The organism is Curtobacterium sp. MCPF17_046, from assembly GCF_003224295.1.
Lineage (GTDB): Bacteria > Actinomycetota > Actinomycetes > Actinomycetales > Microbacteriaceae > Curtobacterium.
In genome coordinates this window covers 1-20,680 of the sequence record NZ_QKLB01000026.1, presented here as the reverse complement: position 1 = coordinate 20,680, position 20,680 = coordinate 1, and the positions used below count along the sequence as shown (strand labels likewise).

Sequence of the window (20,680 nt, the reverse complement as noted above, 5' to 3'; positions counted from 1 at the left end):
AGATGTGTATAAGAGACAGGGCATCGGGACCGGCGTGGGAGCCGTCGGTGTCCCCGCCTGGGGGATCGCGCTCGACCGGCGCAACCCGAGCGTCAGCAGCACGACCGCGCCGACCACGGCGACCGCGCCGGAGAACCAGAAGTCCGCCGACAGCCCGAACGACGTCACGGCCGCGCCGCCCAGGACCGACCCGGCGGCGATCGCGAGCTGGATCGTCGTGACGAACAACGCCAGCCCGCTCTCCGCCCCCGCCGGTGAGGCCGTCGACATCCAGGTCTGCGTGCCGAGCGGCAGGGCGCCCCAGACGAAGCCCCACACCACGAGCAGCGCGAACACGCCGACGACCGAGTGCGCCGCGAACGGCAGCAGGACGACGGCCGCGGCGAGGACGGTCTTCGCGACACCGATGGTGCCGATGACGTTCCGGCTCAGCGTGACGCCTGCGACGAAGTTCCCCGCGATGCCGGCGATGCCGAACACGAGCAGCGCCAGGGTGACCGTGTCCGGCCCGACCCGGACGAGCTCCTCCAGGTAGGGCGCCACGTACGTGTAGGCGGCGAACTGTGCGACGAAGAGGAACGCGGCCGCGATGAGGCCGACGCGGGCACGCTGCACCCGGAGCAGACCCGCGAGCGTCGCGAACCGCACCCGCTGCGAGGACGGGATGCTCGGCAGCATCGCGATCTGGAGCACCAGCGCGACCAGGCCGAGCGCGCCACCGATCACGAAGGCGAGACGCCAACTCGCGAGCGACGAGACGAAGGCACCGAGCGGCAGGCTCACCACCGTGGCGACGGAGACGCCCGCGGTGATGAAGGACGTCGCGCGGATCACGGCGGACGGTTCCACGAGCCTCCCGGCGATGCCCGCACCGATGGCCCAGAAGCCGCCGATCCCGACACCGAGCAGCATCCGGGCGACGAGCAGCACACCGAAGGTGGGCGCGACCGCGGCGAGGGCGTCCGCCACGACCAGCAGGACGGTCAGGGCGAGCAGCACCGTCCGGCGGTCGAGGCGCGAGGTGGCGACCGTCACGACCGGAGCGGCCACGGCGCCGGTGAGACCCGTGAACACCACCATCAGGCCGGCGGTCCCGATGTCGACGTGCAGGTCGCGCGCGATGGACGGCAGCAGGCCGATCGGCAGGAACTCCGAGAGCACGAGGACGAACGAGCCGAGGGCGACCGACAGGACGCTCAGCCAGCCGCGGCGGGTGGAGGTGGTGGTCATGGACGCCACAAGCGCGGGCGGTCGCCGGTCATTCCTCCGTGACGGCGGGCGGCCGGGTGCGCCGACCGGAGCGGGCGCTCAGCCGCCGAACGCCGAGATCTCTTCCGGCAGCGGTTCGTGCATCGCCCGCCGGAGCGCCGCGGCCCCCGCGACGACGCTCGCGCGCTCGTCCTCCGGCACGGCGTCGAGGAGCCCGACGATCTCCACTCGTCGCCGGTCCATCACGTCGGCGACCAGTGCTCGTCCTCGCTCGGTCGCGCCGACGAGGACCTCGCGGCGGCTCTCCGTGCTCGGCAACCGCTCGACCCACCCGTCCTCGACCAGCCTGTCGACGATCCGGGTCAGGGTCGACGGACCGACCGCGAGTCGCTCGGCGAGGTCACCCGATCGTGTGGGTCCGAGGGTCGTCACGAGGACGACGAGCCGGAACTGCGGGACCGTGACGTGCTCGAGCGCGGGGGCGAGTGACCGGGCGACGACCCCGAGCAGTCCGCGCGAGGCCGCGAGCAGTTCGTCGATGCCCGCTGATGGTGCGTGTGGCATGCGCCCATCCTGCCGGACGGACGCCGCCTGGTCGTGCAGACGGGAGGCCCGGTGCCAGCTGGCACCGGGCCTCCCGTCCGACCGTGGTCGCGTCTCAGACGCGCACGGCGCGCTCGTCCGGAACGCAGTGCGTCATCATCAGGCCGTCGACGTCCCGGGGCCCGTTGTGGCCGAGGTTCGCCAGGCGCGCGAGTTCGGCCTCGTCGAGGGTCTGGGACTGCAGCGGCGGCAGGTCCTTCACCTCGTCGAGCGTGATGCCGAGGCCCTCGCCGACGCGGCGACCGAGGTCGTCCTCGACCATGTAGAAGTGCCAGAGCATGCGCTCCTGCACGGGCCGGGCCGCCTGCGAGATGAGGTCGACGAAGTTGGCGACCAGGTCGTCACGCTCCCAGTCCTCGAGGAGCAGGTAGCGCTGACCGGCCTGCGTGTAGTCGTTCGTCCGCGGGATGCGCTTGCGGGTGAGACGACCGACGATCTCGGGCCCCTGGTCGTCGTGCGTCGGGTACTCGGCCTCGCGCAGCCCGCCGGTGATCGACGGCTCGTAGTTGACGTGCGGGTTCTCGCCACCGTGGTCCTGGTGGTACGCCATCTGCCCGTCGCGCTGGTTCGTGGCGACGTTCCCGTTCTTCGGGGCGTTCACCGGCAGCTGCAGGTAGTTCGGGCCGACGCGGTACCGCTGCGTGTCCGAGTACGAGAACGTGCGGCCGACGAGCATCTTGTCGTCGGAGAAGTCGAGGCCGTCCACCAGCACGCCCGTGCCGAACGAGAGCTGCTCGTTCTCGGCGAAGTGGTTCGTGACGTTCCGGTTCAGGACCATCTTGCCGACGACCTTCGGCGGGAACTCGTTCTCGGGCCAGACCTTCGTGTCGTCGAGCGGGTCGAAGTCGAGCTCGGGGTGGTCGTGGTCGTCCATGAGCTGCACGCGGAGTTCCCACTCCGGGTACTCACCGCGCTCGATCGCCTCGTACAGGTCCTTCGACGCGTGGCCGAGGTCGCTGCCCTGCACGACGGCTGCGTCGGCCTCGGTCATCGAGCTGACGCCGACCGACGGGATCCAGTGGTACTTGACGAGCTTCGTGTCGCCGTCGCCGTTCACCCACTTGTAGGTGTTCACGCCGAAGCCCTGCTGCGTCCGGTAGTTCGCGGGGATGCCGCGCGGGCTGAACAGGTTGACGAGCATGTGCATCGACTCGGGCGTCTGGGACATGAAGTCGAAGATGCGCGCGGGCTCCTGGCGGAACGTGACGGGGTCCGGCTTGAGGGAGTGGATGACGTCCGGGAACTTGATGGCGTCGCGGATGAAGAACACCCCGAGGTTGTTGCCGACGAGGTCCCAGTTGCCGTCCTCGGTGTAGAACTTCACGGCGAAGCCGCGGGGGTCGCGAGCGGCTTCGGACGAGTCGCGTCCACCGATCACGGTCGAGAACCGGATGGCGACGTCGGTGCGCTTGCCGGCCTCCTGGAAGAGCTTCGCGCGGGTGTACTGCGCGATCGGCTCGTCACCCCAGGTGCCGGTGGCCTCGAAGTACCCGAAGGCGACCGCACCGCGGGCGTGCACGACCCGCTCCGGGATCCGCTCGCGGTCGAAGTGGCTGATCTTCTCGAGGAACTGGTAGTTCTCGAGCGTCGCCGGGCCACGGGCTCCGACCGTGCGCTGGTTCTGGTTGTCGTAGACGGGGTGGCCCTGCCGGTTGGTGAGCACCCGGCGGTCGTCACCCTCGGCGGGTGGCTGGCTGGAGACGTCGGTCATGGCGTCGTCCTCTCTGCGTTCTGGTCACGGACTCGGGTTCACGCCCGAGTGTGGCCTGCGGGCCGGACGGCTGTTCCCAGCGCTCAGGGGGTCGTCAGGTCGGTGGCGATCGATGGTGCCTCGCCCCTGCGATGTCGGACACGAGGCTCGTGGCGCTGCGGCCACGAGCCTCCTGCCCGCTCGGACAGCCATCCCGTCAAGCGGCGTCGAACCGAGCCGTCGCGGTCTTGCCGGCAGCACCGGACACGTCGACCGTCAGCACGAGGTCAGGGCTGGTCGACCGCACCGTGATGCGCGGGTCGACGGACCGCAGCGCACCGGCAGGGCCGTCGACGGTGATGGTGACCACTCCCGTCAACCGCTGTGTCGGCTCGCTCACCGACACCACGACACCGTCGCTGTCCCGGCGCACGACCACGCACCCCGTGCGGTCGATGCGTGAGCCACCGATCGCGGGGGTCCCGCTGGCCCAGGCGGTGAGTGCGGTCACGCCGGTACTGATCTGCCGAGCGGCCTGGAGGCTCGCGGTGTTCGCGAGCACCACCACGTCGTCCGACGCGGCAGCCGCCGACACCTGCGCCTGCGTCGCACCCGGCAGCTGAAGCCAGGAGTAGGTCGCGTCCGTCGGGTCGACTCCGTGGTCGAGCCAGAGTGTCACGAAGCGGCGAGTACGGGTGGTGTCGTCCTCGTAGGTGCCGCGGTGGTCCATGTCGGTCCAGCGACCGGAGCGGTCCTCGCGGAGTGCGCGGACCGCGGTGCCCGCCGGGAAGACGTAGCCGCCGGTGCCGGGGACGTGCACCCACCGCGGGGTGAGCGTCGTCGCCGTGCTGCTCGGCGTGGTGAGTGCTGCGCGTCCGTCGACCACCGGGACCGTCTGGCCGTCCGGACCGGTGTTCCGCTGTTCGACGACGGTCTCGACGCGGACGCCGTCCGAGCTGGTGATGCCCGCGCCGAGGTGCAGCACGACGTCTCCGAAGCCGAACCACGACTTGCGGGCCCGCAGCGTCTGCTTGGCGAACGACAGCCCCATGCCGACGACGGAGACGTCGTCCTGCACGACGCCGCCGGTCCACGTGTTCGTCGACCCCCGACCGGCGCCGAGGGCGAGCGGCTTGACCTGCACGGTGGTGCCGGGGATCCGGTACTTGTCGGCGGTCGGCCAGTACTGGTTCGCCCAGTGGCCGGGCTTCCCCGGCAGGTACAGGTAGGTGGCGCCCTCGCCGGTGTACCAGCCCTGCAGGTTCTCGTCGTTGGCGGTCTCGTACGGCTTGATGGTCGTGCTGTCCATCGCGATGCCGAGGGCGAAGCCCGGGCGGCGATGGACTGCGCGGGCCATCGACGTCGCCACGACCGACCGGGTCGACTCGGCCGCGGTCGGCACCGCCGCGTCGGCGACGAGCGCGCGGCCCCGGACGATCGACGGGATCCGGACCTGCTCGATCGGGACATCGTCGTAGGCGAAGTACGGCTGGGTGGTGTCCGCGGCGATCCACCCCTTGCACACCGACCGCAGGGCGGCCGCGTCCGACGTCGGCAGCACGTCGGCGAACTGCACCAGCGTCGCCACCGTGAGGTGCCCGAGGCGGTGGTCGGTCTGGTAGAACCGCGACAGCGCCCGTCCCCGGGTCATGTCCATGAACGCCCCGGCGTAGATCCACGGTCGGAAGTTGTCCTCGACCCAGTCCACGACCCGGTCGAGCCGCGCCGCGGTGAACGCCCACTGCGTCCCCCGGACCGCGAGCATGCTGTAGGTCAGGTACTGCAGCAGCGAGAAGCCGTAACTGCCGTTGTACGGGTGGTACTCGTGCTGGACGAAGCCGCCGTCGGGGTAGAAGCCGTCGCCGCTGGTCGCGTAGTCGAACACGGGGGCGTACGCGTTCTTCGCGTCGGCGATCACCGCGCCGTCCTCGCTCAGCGCCCCGCGGACGATGGCGATCGAGCACGCCCAGTTGCGGTTCGCACCGGTCGACGTCATCTCTGCCGTCACCCTGGGATCCGGCGCGTACTTCCGGATCGCCGTCATCGCGGTGTCGATCTGCGCGGCCGACAGCTGGTCGTGCAGCAGCAGGCAGACGTCGTTGAGGGCGAGCGGGATGCCGATCTGGAAGTCCCACCAGTTGTCGTACCGGCGCACACCGCCGCCGTACTTGTTCGCGAGGAACCAGTCGAACGCCGACACGAGGTCTGCCGCGAGCGTCGCGTCGCCGGTGAGGGCGCTGCCGGGGGTCTTCAGCGCGAGCGCGAGGGTCCGGAGACGGCCGATCGCGGTCGTCTGCAGCGCCGACGTCGAACTGCTGTCGAGGTCGGCCCAGAGGTACGTGCGGCCGGCGCCGGTGTCGAGGGCGTCCCAGACCGGTGCCGCCGCCGCGGCGAGATCGGCCACGTACCGCGCGACGACCGGGTCGCCGAGGTCGACGTCACCGATGAGGGTGGCGAGCCACTGCGACCGGACGGTCGCGAAGGGGGAGACCGCGGCGGTGCCGACGGCCCGGGCGGCGGTGCCCGGCACGAGCGACCCGGTGCCGGCGAGGGCGGCGACGGCCGCTGCCCCGACGAGGACGGTGCGTCGCGAGGGGCCGGAGGGCTGTGCTGACTCGGTCATGACGGTGCCTCTCAGAGGTAACGGACGGCGGACAGGACGATGCCGGCGATGGCGACCACCCAGACGTAGGGGAGGACGCGCACCATCACCTGCTGCGGGGTCACGCCCGAGTACTGCGCGGCCCACACGGTCTGGGTGCTCGTCGGGTCGGCCACGCCGAACACCTGGTTGTACGACGTCATCAAGCCGAGGACGGCCATCGGCGAGTAGAAGCCGATCGCGGTCATCGCGCCGGCGATCCCGGCACCGAGCCCGAAGATGTTCAGCGGGCCGCGGTACAGGCACAGCGGGACGAGCACCGAGAACACGACCACGTAGAGCACGACGTTCGTCGGGGCGACGGCCTCGACGATCGGCCGCAGCGCGGAGACCGCACCGGGAAGCCCGACCGCCGCGAGCAGCATGCCGATCGCGATGAAGAGGGCGATCGGCGGCGCGGCCACCTGGAACGCGTCGTACAGCGAGCGGAGCATGCGGGTGGCGATGAGCCGCGGCGGGGTCGTGGTGAGGACGGCGAACAGCACACCGGCCAGGAGCGACGGGATGATCGGGACCTGCAGGACGAGGGCGAGCACGATCGGCACGAGCGGCGTGAGCAGGGCGAACCAGGGTGCGTCGCCGAGGCGCTGCCGCCGGCTGCGCGTGTCGGCGGCGGGAGCGCCGGCGCTCGCGTCCGCGTCGGACATGGACGCGAGGGTCCACTGGTGCACGCTCCCGCGCCGCCGTGTCTCGACCAGCACGTAGACGACCGCCGCGGCGGCGGCGAACGGGAACAGCAGCACCATGAAGGAGCGCACGTCGGCGACCGGCAGGTCGAGCGCGGTCGAGAAGAACTGCCACACCGGCAGCTCGAACGGTACGCCGGCCCCGATGCCCATCAGGATGGTGCCGGCGGCCGTGACCTTCGGCACGCCGACGGCGATCATCGCGGGGATGCCGATGACACCGGCGAGCAGGGCGGCGGGCGCCGACCCGGTCACCGCACCGCACAGCGCCGAGATCACGAGGACCCCGAGCGCGACGACGACGGGACGGTCGCCGCCGAACTCGACGGTCTTCCGCACCAGCGTGCTGGCGATCGCGGTGTCGCGCATGAGCGACCCGAGCCACGACCCGAGCAGGATCGCGATCATGGTGGACGCGAGCCGGATGGCGCCGTCCTGCAGCACGGTGCTGAGGACGCTGTTCTCGGCGCCGACGAACGGTGCGCCGGACACGAGGGCGATCGCGACGGCGAGCAGCACGAGCGCGAACGCGGTGGGGACCTTGCCGGTCAGGATCAGCGCGACGCCGATGGCCATGACGACGATGATGGCGATGCCCATGGTCAGTTCTCCCTGGTGGTCGGAGCGCGACGCGCGCCGGTGCGCGTCGCGAGGGCGGCCTGCGCGGCCGCGGTGAGGAGGAGCGGGGAGCGGCCCAGACCGACGCTGCGGGCCGCGAAGGCGTGCGCCGCGACCTCGTCGGCACCGGCGACGGTGCCGAAGCGGCGCAACCGGCCGATGCGGAGGACCTGCAGCCCGAGCGCGGCACGGAGGTCCCGCGACCGGTCCGCGGTCACGAGGTGGTGCGCGCGCTCGTGTTCCACGGCAGCCGCGCGGACGCTGCCGGACGGGAACCACCGGCGCCAGTCGAGGTCGTCCACGAGGCGCTCGCAGAAGTCGACGGTGTCGGTGAACAGCTCGACGCGGTGGTCACGGGAGCCGTACCGGGCGAGCAGCCCGCCCTGGGCCAGGCCGCCGCCGCGTTCGACGACGCGGATCGCCCCCGAGGACCCGTCCGCCGACCCGCCGGAGGACGGTGCGCTGGTCCGATCGGCCAGCGCGACGCCGAACGCTGCGGCTCGAAGGCTGAACTCCGCGAGCTGCTCCTCCGACCTGGTCTCGTTCGTCGGCGTCCCCCGGAGCAGCATGACCCCGAGAGCGTCGTCCGAACGGTCCGCGAGCGCGCCGATCCGCCGACGGTCGGCCGGGAGGACCGCTGCGAGGGTGCTCACGACCGCACCTCGAGGACGGCGACGAGTGCTTCGGACCGGTCCTGCCCCTCGACCTCGGTGCGGGCCAGGGAGATCAGCTGGGACTCGTCGAGCACCCCGGACAGGTCGGCGATGCGTGGGCCGATGAGCAGCTGCAGTGCGGGTGCCCGCGACCCGCCGTCCCCGTACGCGGTGTGCTCGGCGATGAGCTCCGGGAGCGATCCGGCGCCGGCGCCGACGGTGCTCTGCTGCACCCGGGCGTCCGCCGAGGCGAACCGGACCACCCCGTCCCGGTCGAGGACCCGCACCGGGTGGGTCGGCTTCCGGAGGAACCGGCGGCGCTCCGGCCCACCGAACACGACGTGGTTGTCGGTGGCGGCGAGGACACGGACCGCGGCGGCGTCGACCTGGAGGCCCTCCGCGGCGATCGCGCGCAGCTCGCCGTCCGTGCGGCGCTGGGTCCGGTCCTGCGTCCGCAGTTCGGTCGCCCCGGTCGCGACCGCACGCACCGTGTTCGACTGCGGGTCGACCGTGACGTCCACCGACACCTCGGCGGGCGCGGCCCCCTGCGCGATGACGGCCTGCTCGGCCTCCCGGCGCACCGCGAGGATCTGGTCGTCGGTCGCGCCGGGGATCACCCGCTCGACCTGCTCGCGAATGAGCGCCAGGGCGACGCCGATCGGGCTGATGACCTCGCTGTGGTCGGCGATGCGCCACGCGGCGCCGTGCCGGGCACCGGCGTGCGGGGTGACCGACGCCGCCCCGCCGCCGCCACCGACCAGGAGCACGTCGTCCTTCGCGATGCCGTAGTCGTCGACCATCTTCTCGACGACCTCGAGCACCGGGGCGACGCCGGCGTCGAGGACGGCACGCGCGGCTCCCGGGACGTCCGTGCCGAGCGCGGCGGCGAGCGGTGCCAGTGCGGCGCGGGCCGACTCCGCCGGCGCGTGCGCGTAGTCGTCCTCGGGCACGAGCCCGAGCGCGTTCGCCGCGCAGGTCATCGTGATCGCGAGCCGTCCGGTGTCCGTGTCGAGCACAGCGTAGTCGGCCGGGTCGCCGTCGAGCGGCGCGATCGTGGCGAGCCGGGCACCCCGCAGCTGCTCGACCGGCGCGAAGCAGGCGTAGGGGAGCCCGGCGATGTGGGCGCTGCGCGGACCGACGTGCGTGACGTGGGCCGACCCGGACGTCCGGATGCGCACCATCGACCCGCCGCCGACGCCGACGGTGCGGACGTCGAGCGCGGACAGGTACGTGGAGCTGCCGCCGAACTCGGTGTACTGCACGGCGACCTTGCCGCGGCGGATCACCGAGATGTCGGTCGAGGTGCCGCCGGTCTCCAGGAAGAGCCCGTCGCTCAGCTTCTCCTGCATGAGCGCCCCGGCGACGCCGGCCGCGGGACCCGACAGCACGGTGAGCAGCGGGCGTCGGCGCATTTCGTCGAGGGACATCACACCGCCGTCGCACCGCATCACCATGAGCGGCGCGGTGATCCCCGCGGCGTCGATGCTCGCCTGGACCAGGTCGGCCGTGGCGAACATCCGCGGCAGGATCACCGCGTTGAGGACGGCCGTGCGGGTGCGCTTGCTCAGCCCGTACAGCGACGTGATCTCGTGCGTCGCGGTGACGAGGAAGCCGCGCTGGCGGGCGGCGGCGGCGACGCGCTCCTCGCCGATCGCGTCATCGACCGAGAACGGCTCGGTGACCACGACGGACTCGATGCCCGCGGCCTCAAACCGGTCCAGGACGCCCGCGAGCGCTGCGTCGTCGTCCGCCTGTCGGAGGTGCTCGTACGACACCGGGAGGCGCTTGCCGTCGGCGATCTCGATCCGGCCGAGTCGGCGCAGCCGCTTCGCGAAGAAGCCGGCGGGGCCCCGCCCGATGCCGATCATCCCGACCGGCGCGACGTCGCCCTCGAGCAGCGCGTTCGTCGCCTGGGTGGTGCCGTGCGCCAGGAACACGACGTCGCCCGGCGACCGGCCGATCGTCGCGAGCAGTTCGTGGAGCGCGGTGACGATGCCGTGCGCGACACCGTCGGGGTGGTCGTGGCTCGTCGGTGTCTTGGCCTGGCCGATGAGCCGGAGCGTGGCGGCGTCGATGGCGACGGCGTCGGTGAACGTGCCACCGACGTCGATGCCGATGCGCAGTGCGTTGGGTTCCACGTCGTCGTGACCTTCCTGCGGGGTGGGATCGGGGGAGTACTTCGGGAGGGAGGAGTGGGTGCCGGGGAGCAGGGGCGTCGCGCGCCCCCGCTCCGGTCGGCTCAGTAGCCCTGGACCTCGGGCCAGCGCCGCTCGACACCGGCGCGGTCGAGCTCGGCGGCGAACACGGCGAACCGCTCGTCGTCCGCCTGGACGTCCTGCGGGTCGAGGTCGTGCTCGATGCAGTGCACCGCCAGGGCACCGGCGACCTCGCCGACGTTCCACTCGACGGGGTGCAGCCGGTAGCAGCCGTTCGTGATGTGCGTGGTGCCGAGGTCCTTGCCGGCCGGCAGCACGTTCCGGACGCGCTGCGGCACGAGGGCACCGAGCGGGATCTCGAACGGCACGCTCGGGACGTCGACGTAGTTGTCACCGCCGGTCGACGGGTGCAGGTCGAGCCGGTAGCTGCCGACGCCCACCGAGTCCCGGTAGCGGGTGCGGCCGGTGACGCCGACGATCTCGGCCGCGACGTCCTGCTCGCGGATCGTGGTGACAGCCCGGATGCGCCGGGACTCGCGGACGTACGGTGCCTTCGCGAGCCCGTCGGCACCGCCGGTGACGTCGCCGCGGAGCCTGAGCCCCGGGAACCCGGTGCCGCCGTCGGCGCGGGGCGCCTCGGTCTGCAGCCAGTACAGGACGGAGAGCGAGAGCTGGCGCGCCTCGTGCACGGCCTGCTCCGCGGTCGCGGCGTCGGCGGCGAGGTCCTCGCCCGCGCCGATGAGCGGCTTGAGCCAGTAGTCGTTGAGCGGCCAGTTCACCAGGCAGATGTCGGAGTCGAAGGTGCCCTCGGTGAACAGCTTGCGGGCGAGGATCCGGCGGAAGCCCCACAGCTCCTTGTCGCCGGCGTCCGCGCTCTGGTCGGCGCTCACCGCGAGCGGGTCGGTGTCCGGGTTCGGTGCGAACGTCCGCGGGTGCGCCTCGAGCGTGCGCGGGTCGGGCGCCAGGAACCCGAGGAGCGGCGCCGGCCAGAAGTCCGGCTGGTAGGAGCGCCAGAAGTCGTACATCGCCGGACGCTCGATGGTGTGGTCCTCGCCCTCGTGGTGCGAGACGGCGAAGCAGAACGTGATGCCCTGCTGGTTGCCGGGCTCGGCCGTCTCGGGCGCGTGGGGTTCGTCGTGCTCGCTGCGGGCCTCCGCGCCGACCACGTGCTCCACGCCCGCCAGCGGCAGGACCTCGCCTGTCTCGGTCGCGTCGAGGACGAACGCGCCCTCGAGCCGCGTGCGGCGGCCGTCCGCGCCCACGACCGTCACGTCCGTGCACCGGTCGCCGTCGCTGCCGGCCGCAACCGGCCGCTGCTCGAGCAGGACCGTCAGCCGACCTGCGCTCCGGTACGGCTGCAGGAGCTCGTCGATGACCGCGACCGCGACGCGGGGCTCGTGGCACAGCTTGCTGACCCGGCCGGCACCCGGGTTGAGGTCGGGCAGTGCTGCGGCCTCCTGCCGGAGTGGGTAGACGCGGCGGTAGTGGTCGCGGATGCCGTCCCGCAGCGCGCGGTAGCTCGCGGTGACGCCGAACTGCTCGACCCACGGGTGCTCGTCCGGCGGCACCGCCTGGCTGGTGAGCTGGCCGCCCAACCAGTCGGTCTCCTCGGTGAGCACCGCGGTGCGACCGGAGCGGCAGACGGCGATCGCTGCGGCGACGCCACCGAGGCCGCCGCCGACGATCACGACGTCGGCGCGGAGCGTCGCGACGGTCTCGGACGGGCGGTCGGGGGTGGTGTTGGACATGGTGCTCCTGGGTGGTCGAGGGTGTGGTCGGGAGGCGTCAGACCGCGGGCGCGACGAGAGTGGCGCCGCGCACGAGGCTGCAGTCGAGGAGTTCCTGGACCGGCGGTCCGGCGGACGTGCTCGGTGCAGGGGCCGCGCGGCGCGCCTCCAGGACGTCGGTGAGCGCCCGGACCGCGCGTGCGCCGAGTTCGGTGCGGGGAGCGCGCAGGCGTGTGAAGTCGGCGGGGCCGTCGGCGGCTCGGTTGTGCTCGCCGAGCACGACCACCGACAGGTCCTCGGGGACGGCGACGCGGTCCGCGGCGAGCCGGGCGTGCAGCTCGTGCGCGTCGGCCGGGTCCTCGACGAACACGACGCTCGGCCGGGAGGACCGGATCGACGCCCAGGCGTCTGTCACGGTCCGGTTCGGGGTCACCTCGGCCTCGGCGACGGTGGCGCTACCCGCGGCGGCGGCTGCGACGATGCCTGCCCGGCGGTCACGGCTGGACTCGGCGGTCTGCGGTAGCCGGAGGAGGCCGAAGCGCCGGTGCCCGAGCTCGAGTGCGCGGACGGCGAGGGCGTGCGTCGCGCTGACGTAGTCGACGCCGACGTAGGGCACGCGGCCGTCTGCGGCCTCGCGTCGCCCGATCGCGACGAACGGGTACGTGGAGTCGAGCAGCCGTTCGAGTTCGTCCGGGTCCATCTCCCGACCGAGCAGGATGCAACCGTCCGCGAGCCGGAGGCGGTTCGACTCGTGGAAGAGACGGCGGCGACCGTCGACGACGGGGGTGCTCGTGAAGAGCAGCAGATCGGCTCCGACGCCCTCGGCGGCGCTCTCGATTCCCGTGAGCAACGGCGTGTAGAAGTCGGACGAGCGGTTGGGGAACGCCGGCTCGTAGGTGAAGACCCCGATCAGTCCGGTGGCTGCGCCGACGAGGCTGCGGGCGACCGGGTTCGCGACGTAGGTGGTCTCACGGATGACCTCGAGCACGCGGTCCCGGGTGGCGGCGGGGATCCGGCGGGCCTCGTCGGCCTTGCCGTTGAGCACGAGCGAAACGGTGGACTGGCTGACGCCGGCCATGTCGGCGATCATCCGCTGGGTGACGCGCGTGGTCGTGCTCATGCGGTCTGCGCTCCGATCGGTCTCGTCGTCGAGGTGGTGCGTACGACCGTAGGACAGAAAAAGAGCTCATACGTATGAGCAGTGGAAAAAGGATCGATCGCGGTCAGTCCGCGACGGCTCGAAGGGTCGTCAGGTCCGTCCGCGGTTGCGCCGCCGCACGGCCTTCGGTGCCCGTCCGGCCATGAACGACCGCGCCGGGTCGACGACGAACCCCTGCCGCAGCGCCTCGCGCCCGACGAGCATCCGGAAGCCCATCTGGTCACGGTTGCTCAGCGTCGTCTCCGACAGGACGGTCCGCCCGGCGAGCTCGATCGACATGAGCACGACGATGCGCTCCTGGGTGTGGCCGCTCGAGCTGCGGATCACCCGGCGGTCGTGGACGTCGCACTCGACCGTCTGGGGGTCCGCGTCGGAGTCCTGCCACGGGTGCACCGAGAACCGGACCCGTCCGCCGGGCAGCTCCTCGATGTCGAAGGCGTGCAGTGCCGAACTCCTTGCCCCGGTGTCGAGCTTGACCTTGATCCACGGGACGCCGATGTCGGGCAGGGCCGCCCACTCGCGCCACCCCGCGACGATCGGCACGCGGGACGCCGCCCGGGCGCTGTCGGAGCGCTTCGCGGAGTCGGCCATGCCCCTATCTTGGCAGTGATGAAACTCGCCATCCTGTCGCGCGCTCCGCACGCGTACTCGACGCAGCGCCTCCGCACCGCCGCCGCCGAGCGCGGTCACACCGTCAAGGTGTTGAACACCCTCCGCTTCGCGATCGACCTGACCGGCGAGCAGCCCGACCTGCAGTACCGCGGCAAGCTGCTGTCCGACTACGACGCCGTCCTGCCGCGCATCGGCAACTCGATCACGTACTACGGCACCGCGGTGGTGCGGCAGTTCGAGCAGATGGACGTGTACACGCCGAACACGGCGAACGGCATCACGAACTCGCGTGACAAGCTCCGGGCGAACCAGATCCTGTCCCGCCACGACATCGGGATGCCGGCGACGACGTTCGTCAACAGCCGGGCGGACGTCCGCGGCGCGATCGAGCGGGTCGGGGGTGCACCGGTCGTCATCAAGCTGCTCGAGGGCACGCAGGGCATCGGCGTCATCCTCGCCCCGGAGGCCAAGGTCGCGGAGTCGATCGTCGAGACCCTGCACTCGACGAAGCAGAACGTCCTCATCCAGCGCTTCATCGCCGAGAGCCGCGGGAAGGACATCCGTGCCCTCGTCGTCGGTGACCGCGTCGTCGCCGCCATGCGTCGGAGCGCCTCCGGGGACGAGTTCCGGTCGAACGTGCACCGCGGCGGCACCGTCGAACAGGTCACGCTGACGCCCGAGTACGAGGAGGCCGCGGTCCGCTCCGCCCAGATCATGGGCTTGCGGATCGCGGGCGTGGACATGCTCGAGGGCAACGACGGCCCGCTCGTCATGGAGGTCAACTCCTCCCCGGGCCTCGAGGGCATCGAGCGTGCCACCGGGCTCGACGTCGCCGGTGCGGTCATCGACTACATCGCGAACCAGGTGGCGTTCCCGGAGATCGACGTCCGCCAGCGCCTCAGCGTCTCGACCGGGTACGGCGTCGCCGAACTGCTCGTGCACACGAACGCGGACCTCGTCGGCAAGACGATCAAGGACTCGGGCCTCTGGGACCGCGACATCACGGTGCTCACGCTGCACCGTGGCACCGCGGTGATCCCGAACCCGCGGAGCGGTGTCGTCCTCGAACCCGGTGACCGGCTGCTGTGCTTCGGCAAGCTCGAGGAGATGCGGTCGATGGTCCCGGACCGTCGTCGCCGTCGCACGAAGCTGCGGAAGCTCCCGAAGGACGCCCTGTCCGACAGCTGACCGCCCCACCCGCCGGGAGGCCCGGATCACCACCGCAGGACGGCCTCCGCCGCCGCCTGCCGCTCCGGATCGTTCACCCGTGGGCCCTCGTCCGGATGACGCGGGCACCCCGCAGGGGCGGTCCCGGTGCGAGCGGCGCCGCGTAGCGTCCGGACGGAAGAGAGCATTCGTCTCGTGACCCGCGATCCGTGATCTGTCCGGGAGGACGGCCGACCGGATGGTGGGCACCGTGAACAGGGAGCACGCCATGACGAAGTACGAATCGAACCGTGACGTCGAGCCGATCCACGTCACCACCTACCGATCCGCCCGCAAGGCCGCCCGGCGTGGTTGGGCGGTCCCGGCTGACGTGCCGGTGCCGTCGATCGACGACGTCTGGCGCAACGGTCGGACCCCGGCGGACCGAGCCCGACAGCGCTGACGGCACCGGGACGGCAGCCGGGTGCAGCGTCGGGCACACCGCGTCCGGACGTCAGCCGGGGTCGGCGCCCGTCGCCCGGACCGCCGCGAGCACGACGTCGAGCGCCCGGTCCAGTTCCGGCAGCGTCACGGTGCCGTACCCGAGCACGACCCCGTTCCCGGACCGTCCCCGCACCGTCTCGTAGTCGGCGAGGTCGGCCACCAGGACGCCATCGGCGGCAGCGCGGGCGAGCACGGCAGCGCCGGTCCCCGGACCCGGCCACGTCAGCACCGCGTGCAGACCGCCGGTGAGGGCCCGTGCCTCCAGGCCGGGGACCCCGCTCGTGGCGAGCCGGACCGCGATCCGTTCGCGCCGGTGCGTGTAGTCCCGCCGGATCCGACCGAGGTGCCGACGGAATGCGCCGGTGCGCAGCAGGTGCGCGAGCGCGACCTGCACCGGCTCGGCGACCACCGCGCCCCGGGCCGTGCGGGCGGCGAGGACCGCCGCGCCCACCGCTCCGGACGGGACGACGACGTACGCGCAGCGGAGCCGTGGGTCGAGGGTCTTCGAGAACCCACCCAGGTGCACGACCACGCCGTCGGTGTCGAGCGCGGCGAGGGCCGGGACCGGACTGCCCCGGTGCCGGAACTCCGAGTCGTAGTCGTCCTCGAGCACGACCGTCCCCGTCGCCGCCGCGTGCGCGAGCAGCGCTCGCCGCTGTCCGACCGGCATGACCGAACCGAGCGGGTACTGGTGGGTGGGGGAGACGAGGACCGCGTCGACGGGAGTCCGGGCGAGCACGGTCAGGTCGATGCCGTCCGCTCCGACGGGCACGGGGACGACCTCCGCGCCGGCGCTCGTCAGGGCGCGGTGGCCGGAACGGTAGCCGGGGTCCTCGACGGCGATGCGCGGAGCGCGGCCGAGGCGTGCCCGGAGTGCCTCGACGACGAGGGACAGCGCCTCGGACGTCCCGGCGGCGACGACGATCCGCGCGACCGACGGGGTGAAGCCGCGCGCCAGCCCGAGTTGCGCGACGAGCTGCTCGCGGAGCGCGGTGAGGCCCGCGGGGTCGGACAGCGCGTTGCGGAGCGGTGCGTCCGCCGCCGCACGCCAGGCCGCCCGCCAGTCCCGGTCACTGATCGCGGTGACGGCGGGGATGCCCGGGCGGCAGTCGACGACGGCCCGGTCGCCGGGGTCGCCGGAGTTGCCGGGGTCGCCGGGGTCGGAAGGGTCGCCGGGGCGGGAAGGGTCGGCGAGGCCGACGGGGTCGCCTGTGTCCCCGGGGACCACGGCGTGCAGGTGCACCGGCGCTCGTCCGGTCGACGGTCCGGGGACTCCGGATCCCGCGAGGACCCGCGCTGCCGCACCCGGCCGGGTCCGGATGTAGCCCTCGCCGTCGAGTTGGTCGTAGGCCGCGACGACCGTGCCCCGGGCGACCCCGAGTTCGGCGGCCAGCGCCCGCGTCGACGGCAGCGGGTCCCCGGCCCGGAGGGTCCCGTCGTGCACCAGGGACCGCACCCGTGCGACGACCACCGACACCTTGCTCGACTGGTCCATCCCGAACACCCCGATCTGGTCTACTCGCTGGTCCAGTCCTGACCCTAGCGTCGGGGCATGCCCGCTCCCGACGCCATGCCCTCGCTCACCGTCCGCCGTCTCCGCGACCGGCAGCAGACCGACCCCGCCGTGCTCTCCGCGGTCCTCGCCGAGGGGTTCGTCGCCCACGTCGGCCTGGTCCGCGACGGCTTCCCGATCGTGCTGCCCTACCTGTACGGCGTCGGCGACCTCGGCGCCGGCCCGGTCCTGCTCCTGCACGGCTCCACGGGCGGCGGACTGTTCCTCGACGCCGGGGAGGAGGGCGTCCCCGTCTCGGCGACCATCACGCACCTGGACGGCATCGTCTTCGCCCGCTCGACCTTCGACAGCTCGGCGAACTACCGCAGCGCGATGGTCGTCGGCCGCGCGACCGTGGTCCCGACCGAGCTGCGGGCCGAGGCGCTCCGACAGGTCGCCGACCACCTCATGCCCGGCCGCCGCGCCGAGGTGCGCGAGATGACCGCGAAGGAGGTCCGGCAGACACAGGTCCTGCAGCTCCCGCTCGACGCCGCGAGCGTCAAGGTCCGGGCGGCCGGCGTCGGCGAGGCGCCGGACGACGGCGAGGACCACCGCGTCTGGGCGGGCGTCCTGCCGGTCGCCCTCCGGGCTGGAGCGCCGGTCCCGGGAGCGCTCGCCGCCGCCGCGGCCACCGCGCCCGACCCGTCCGTGGTCGCGCTCGCCGCGCGGCTCGCGGGAGCCGGCGCCGGCCGGGAGGCCCGACTCGCTTCCACCCCGTCGCCCGCCTCCGCCCCGTCGCCCGCCTCCGGCGGCGGTCGGGCCTGACCTCGGGAGCGGCCGGGACCGGTACCGCGTGTCTGTGACGGACCGCAGGAACTCCCCGAGGTTCTCCAGCCGGGATCAGGTTCGTGACCAATACGTTATCTCCCCGGGTCGTCGCACGAGGGGCGGTCCAGACCCGGAAGGAACCATGGGACGCCACGCACTGCCCGCACGGGACGACGACCGCCGGTCCGGACCTGCCGCCGCACCCAGCGTCCCCGCTCCGAGCGCCCGCGCCGCCGGTGCCACCGCTCCTGTTGCGCCGGCGTCCAACGCCCCCGTCTCCCGCGCCACCGCTCCCGCAGCGAGGGTCGCAGGGCCGAGGGCCTCCGCCCCGATGAGTCGGGCACGCGGCCGCCGTGCCGCGGCCGGCCCCGTCCTTGCCCGCAGCACCTTCGTGGCGCACGAGCGACCGGCCCGCGTCGTGGCCCTCGGGCCGTCCAGCACCGCCCGCGCCGCCGTCGCCCCGCTGGCTGAGGCCGCGTCGGCCGACACCGCGTCGGCCGGCACCGCGACGGCCGGTACTGCGTCGGCCGGTACCGCGCGCTCGCGGTCGGCAGCGCTCCGCGCCGAACGCGCGGCGGACCCGCGCCACGTCCGTCGTGCCGCGACCGCCAAGCGTGCCGCCCTGCTCATCGCGCCGGCCCTGGCGATCACCTCGACCCTGTCCCTGTCGATCCCGGCCGACACCGCGACGGCGGCACCGGCACCGACCGCCACCACGACGACGTCCCAGGAGCTGCAGACCTACACCGTCGCCCACGACGTCGAGGTCCCGATCATCTCCTCCGACGGCGTCACGACGACGTCGGTCGTGTCGTACCCGACCCTGGTCCTCCGCTTCGGCGTCACCGAAGCGCAAGCGCAGGCCGCCCTGTCCGCGGCGCTCTCGCCGGGTGGAGACCGCGCGACGGTGCTGCAGACGGCGCTGCAGTACCTCGGCGACCCGTACCTCGAGGGCGGGGCCAGCCACGCGGGCATCGACTGCTCGGGCCTGACGATGGTGGCGTACCAGGCGGTCGGCATCCAGCTCGCGCACTACGTCCCCACGCAGGACGCCGTCGCGACGACCGTCCCGGAGTCCGAGGCAGCACCGGGGGACATGGTGGTCTTCGACAACGAGGACCACGTCGGCCTGTACCTCGGGCAGGGACTCGTGCTCCAGGCACCGCACCCGGGCGAGGTCGTCGACATCGTCCCCATGTACTCGATGCCGCACCACTTCGCCCGACTGCTGCCCGCAGGGTCCTGACCACCGGGGTCGGTACAACGGTGCCACAGGAGATCGGTGGGCGGACTCGCGAAGGGTTGCGGGCCTCCCGTAAGCTGGAGTGATGGCCACCGACACCCGCACACCGTTCGAGGAGCAGAGCGCAGCACGCTCCGTCCGCCCGCAGGTGCGCCCGCGCACCGAGGGCTGGAAGCAGGCGACGGGGTCCGACGGGCGACCCCTGCTGCAGTTCGCGTCTCCGAAGCGGGGCAAGCCGCCCGTGCACCTGGCCGACATGACGGTCGAGGAGCGCGAGGCGAAGGTGAAGGAGCTCGGCCTGCCCGGGTTCCGCGCCAAGCAGCTCGCGACCCACTACTTCACGCACTACACGTCCGACCCGGCGAAGATGACCGACCTGCCGGCTGCCCAGCGCGAGGAACTCGTCGCCGGGATGCTCCCGCCCCTGCTCACCGAGACCCGTCGTCTCGAGACGGACAAGGGCGACACGATCAAGTTCCTCTGGAAGCTGCACGACGGGGCCCTGGTGGAGTCGGTGCTCATGCGGTACCCGGGCCGGATCACGCTCTGTGTCTCGTCGCAGGCCGGCTGCGGGATGAACTGCCCGTTCTGCGCGACCGGCCAGGCGGGCCTGACGCGGAACATGTCGACGGCCGAGATCATCGAGCAGATCGTCCGGGCGAACGAGGCCATCGCGGCCGGTGAACTCGGTGGCGACCCCCGCAAGGGCGGGAAGGACCGCGTCGACGCCGAGCGCGTGACGAACATCGTGTTCATGGGCATGGGGGAGCCGCTCGCGAACTACAAGCGGGTGATGGACGCCGTGCGCATCATGGTCGCGCCGCAGCCGAACGGCCTCGGCATGAGCGCGCGCGGCATCACGATCTCGACCGTGGGGTTGGTGCCGGCGATCCTGAAGCTCGCGGAGGAGGACATCCCCGTGACCTTCGCGCTCTCGCTGCACGCGCCCGACGACGAACTCCGCGACGAGCTCATCCCGGTGAACTCGAAGTGGAAGGCCGACGAGGCGATCGACGCCGCCCACAACTACTACGTGAAGACCGGCCGTCGTGTCTCGATCGAGTACGCCCTCATCAAGGACATGAACGACCACGCCTGGCGTGCCGACCTGTTGGCGGAGAAGCTCAACAAGCGCGGCAAGGGCTGGGTGCACGTCAACCCGATCCCGCTCAACCCGACGCCCGGGTCCGTGTGGACCTCGTCCGAGGTGCACGTGCAGGACGAGTTCGTCCGCCGACTCAACGCCGCCGGGATCCCGACCACCCTCCGCGACACCCGCGGCAAGGAGATCGACGGCGCGTGCGGCCAGCTGGCCGCAGCCGACTGACGGCCGGCAGACGGCCACGGCAGCTGGACGACGGCTCTGACAGGAGGCGCGGTGCGGATACGCACTGCGCCTTCCGTCGTTCCCAGGGACGGTCGGTGGTCGCGATCACGCACGGCGCCCGTGGCCCGGCACAGCAGGGGAGCAGGCACGACACGCCCGGGCGTCGAGCTGGCTTGGCGCTCCCGTTCACCCGTGCGTAAAGTAATCACTCGTTGCCGCTGAGGCGGAGAACGGAACGGCCGAGACACTGACCGGGTCAACGACCTGGGAGATGCAGTCTGGCTCCGATCTTCCCCGGGCAACGAGCCAGCCTCTCTGGCGAAGCATCCTGGTGGTGTGGAGTGGGGAGTGCGTCTGGTCCTTGA

Annotated in this window: 16 protein-coding genes; 5 read left to right on the top strand and 11 right to left on the bottom strand. The window is 72.5% G+C overall.

What is annotated here, in order from left to right:
* The 10 genes from DEJ32_RS15715 to DEJ32_RS15670 all read right to left on the bottom strand — a co-directional run.
* Positions 1-1,230 (bottom strand): MFS transporter (locus DEJ32_RS15715; protein WP_110901970.1); only part of this gene is annotated, 1,230 nt, incomplete at its 3' end.
* Between the two features lie 78 nt (positions 1,231-1,308).
* The gene (locus DEJ32_RS15710) at positions 1,309-1,773 is read right to left on the bottom strand and encodes a MarR family winged helix-turn-helix transcriptional regulator (RefSeq protein ID WP_110901969.1); all 465 of its coding nucleotides are present in this window, start codon (positions 1,771-1,773) and stop codon (positions 1,309-1,311) included.
* A gap of 94 nt (positions 1,774-1,867) precedes the next feature.
* On the bottom strand, positions 1,868-3,523 hold the full coding sequence (locus DEJ32_RS15705) for a catalase (protein ID WP_110901968.1): 1,656 nt from the start codon (positions 3,521-3,523) through the stop codon (positions 1,868-1,870).
* Between the two features lie 196 nt (positions 3,524-3,719).
* Positions 3,720-6,125 (bottom strand): polysaccharide lyase 8 family protein, encoded by a 2,406-nt coding sequence (locus tag DEJ32_RS15700; RefSeq protein ID WP_110901967.1) that lies wholly within the window; start codon positions 6,123-6,125, stop codon positions 3,720-3,722.
* Positions 6,126-6,136: 11 nt separating this feature from the next.
* Positions 6,137-7,450 (bottom strand): transporter, encoded by a 1,314-nt coding sequence (locus DEJ32_RS15695; RefSeq protein ID WP_110901966.1) that lies wholly within the window; start codon positions 7,448-7,450, stop codon positions 6,137-6,139.
* A 2-nt stretch (positions 7,451-7,452) separates the two neighbouring features.
* Entirely contained in the window at positions 7,453-8,121 is a 669-nt protein-coding gene (locus DEJ32_RS15690) for a hypothetical protein (RefSeq protein WP_220033044.1), read from the bottom strand.
* Positions 8,118-10,259, bottom strand: coding sequence for a hydantoinase/oxoprolinase family protein (locus DEJ32_RS15685; RefSeq protein WP_110901965.1), 2,142 nt, complete (start codon positions 10,257-10,259; stop codon positions 8,118-8,120). The genes DEJ32_RS15690 and DEJ32_RS15685 overlap by 4 nt, the downstream gene beginning before the upstream one ends.
* A 101-nt stretch (positions 10,260-10,360) precedes the next feature.
* The gene (locus tag DEJ32_RS15680; protein WP_110901964.1) at positions 10,361-12,025 is read right to left on the bottom strand and encodes an FAD-dependent oxidoreductase; all 1,665 of its coding nucleotides are present in this window, start codon (positions 12,023-12,025) and stop codon (positions 10,361-10,363) included.
* A 37-nt stretch (positions 12,026-12,062) separates the two neighbouring features.
* Positions 12,063-13,124: a LacI family DNA-binding transcriptional regulator gene (locus tag DEJ32_RS15675; protein WP_220033043.1), complete on the bottom strand. Its 1,062-nt coding sequence runs from the start codon at positions 13,122-13,124 to the stop codon at positions 12,063-12,065.
* A 129-nt stretch (positions 13,125-13,253) separates the two neighbouring features.
* Positions 13,254-13,754 (bottom strand): RimK/LysX family protein, encoded by a 501-nt coding sequence (locus tag DEJ32_RS15670; protein WP_110890596.1) that lies wholly within the window; start codon positions 13,752-13,754, stop codon positions 13,254-13,256.
* A gap of 18 nt (positions 13,755-13,772) precedes the next feature.
* Here DEJ32_RS15670 and rimK point away from each other — a divergent pair, with 18 nt between their 5' ends.
* Positions 13,773-14,963 carry a 30S ribosomal protein S6--L-glutamate ligase gene (gene rimK, locus DEJ32_RS15665; RefSeq protein ID WP_110901963.1) on the top strand — a complete coding sequence of 397 codons (1,191 nt, stop codon included), beginning with the start codon at positions 13,773-13,775 and terminating at the stop codon, positions 14,961-14,963.
* A 247-nt stretch (positions 14,964-15,210) separates the two neighbouring features.
* Entirely contained in the window at positions 15,211-15,384 is a 174-nt protein-coding gene (locus tag DEJ32_RS16370; RefSeq protein WP_181419389.1) for a hypothetical protein, read from the top strand.
* Positions 15,385-15,435: 51 nt separating this feature from the next.
* Here the strand turns inward: DEJ32_RS16370 and DEJ32_RS15655 are convergent, their stop codons facing one another.
* Entirely contained in the window at positions 15,436-16,920 is a 1,485-nt protein-coding gene (locus tag DEJ32_RS15655; RefSeq protein ID WP_146234195.1) for a PLP-dependent aminotransferase family protein, read from the bottom strand.
* A 57-nt stretch (positions 16,921-16,977) separates the two neighbouring features.
* On the opposite strand from DEJ32_RS15655, the gene DEJ32_RS15650 reads away from it, so the two are divergent.
* The 3 genes from DEJ32_RS15650 to rlmN all read left to right on the top strand — a co-directional run bounded on the left by DEJ32_RS15650 (position 16,978) and on the right by rlmN (position 20,315).
* Positions 16,978-17,742: a pyridoxamine 5'-phosphate oxidase family protein gene (locus DEJ32_RS15650; RefSeq protein ID WP_110901961.1), complete on the top strand. Its 765-nt coding sequence runs from the start codon at positions 16,978-16,980 to the stop codon at positions 17,740-17,742.
* A gap of 334 nt (positions 17,743-18,076) precedes the next feature.
* The gene (locus DEJ32_RS15645; RefSeq protein ID WP_181420711.1) at positions 18,077-18,991 is read left to right on the top strand and encodes a C40 family peptidase; all 915 of its coding nucleotides are present in this window, start codon (positions 18,077-18,079) and stop codon (positions 18,989-18,991) included.
* Between the two features lie 82 nt (positions 18,992-19,073).
* A complete protein-coding gene (gene rlmN / locus DEJ32_RS15640) occupies positions 19,074-20,315 on the top strand; it encodes a 23S rRNA (adenine(2503)-C(2))-methyltransferase RlmN (RefSeq protein WP_110823926.1) in 1,242 nt (413 codons plus the stop codon).
* Positions 20,316-20,680: the final 365 nt, after the last annotated feature.

Bases quoted from the DNA above. Each gene is read 5' to 3' on its own strand.
- DEJ32_RS15710 (WP_110901969.1), bottom strand. From the start codon at position 1,773: ATGCCACACGCACCATCAGCGGGCATCGACGAACTGCTCGCGGCCTCG.
- DEJ32_RS15705 (WP_110901968.1), bottom strand. From the start codon at position 3,523: ATGACCGACGTCTCCAGCCAGCCACCCGCCGAGGGTGACGACCGCCGG.
- DEJ32_RS15700 (WP_110901967.1), bottom strand. From the start codon at position 6,125: ATGACCGAGTCAGCACAGCCCTCCGGCCCCTCGCGACGCACCGTCCTC.
- DEJ32_RS15695 (WP_110901966.1), bottom strand. From the start codon at position 7,450: ATGGGCATCGCCATCATCGTCGTCATGGCCATCGGCGTCGCGCTGATC.
- DEJ32_RS15680 (WP_110901964.1), bottom strand. From the start codon at position 12,025: ATGTCCAACACCACCCCCGACCGCCCGTCCGAGACCGTCGCGACGCTC.
- DEJ32_RS15675 (WP_220033043.1), bottom strand. From the start codon at position 13,124: ATGAGCACGACCACGCGCGTCACCCAGCGGATGATCGCCGACATGGCC.
- DEJ32_RS15670 (WP_110890596.1), bottom strand. From the start codon at position 13,754: ATGGCCGACTCCGCGAAGCGCTCCGACAGCGCCCGGGCGGCGTCCCGC.
- rimK (WP_110901963.1), top strand. From the start codon at position 13,773: ATGAAACTCGCCATCCTGTCGCGCGCTCCGCACGCGTACTCGACGCAG.
- DEJ32_RS16370 (WP_181419389.1), top strand. From the start codon at position 15,211: ATGACGAAGTACGAATCGAACCGTGACGTCGAGCCGATCCACGTCACC.
- DEJ32_RS15655 (WP_146234195.1), bottom strand. From the start codon at position 16,920: ATGGACCAGTCGAGCAAGGTGTCGGTGGTCGTCGCACGGGTGCGGTCC.
- DEJ32_RS15650 (WP_110901961.1), top strand. From the start codon at position 16,978: ATGCCCGCTCCCGACGCCATGCCCTCGCTCACCGTCCGCCGTCTCCGC.
- DEJ32_RS15645 (WP_181420711.1), top strand. From the start codon at position 18,077: ATGAGTCGGGCACGCGGCCGCCGTGCCGCGGCCGGCCCCGTCCTTGCC.
- rlmN (WP_110823926.1), top strand. From the start codon at position 19,074: ATGGCCACCGACACCCGCACACCGTTCGAGGAGCAGAGCGCAGCACGC.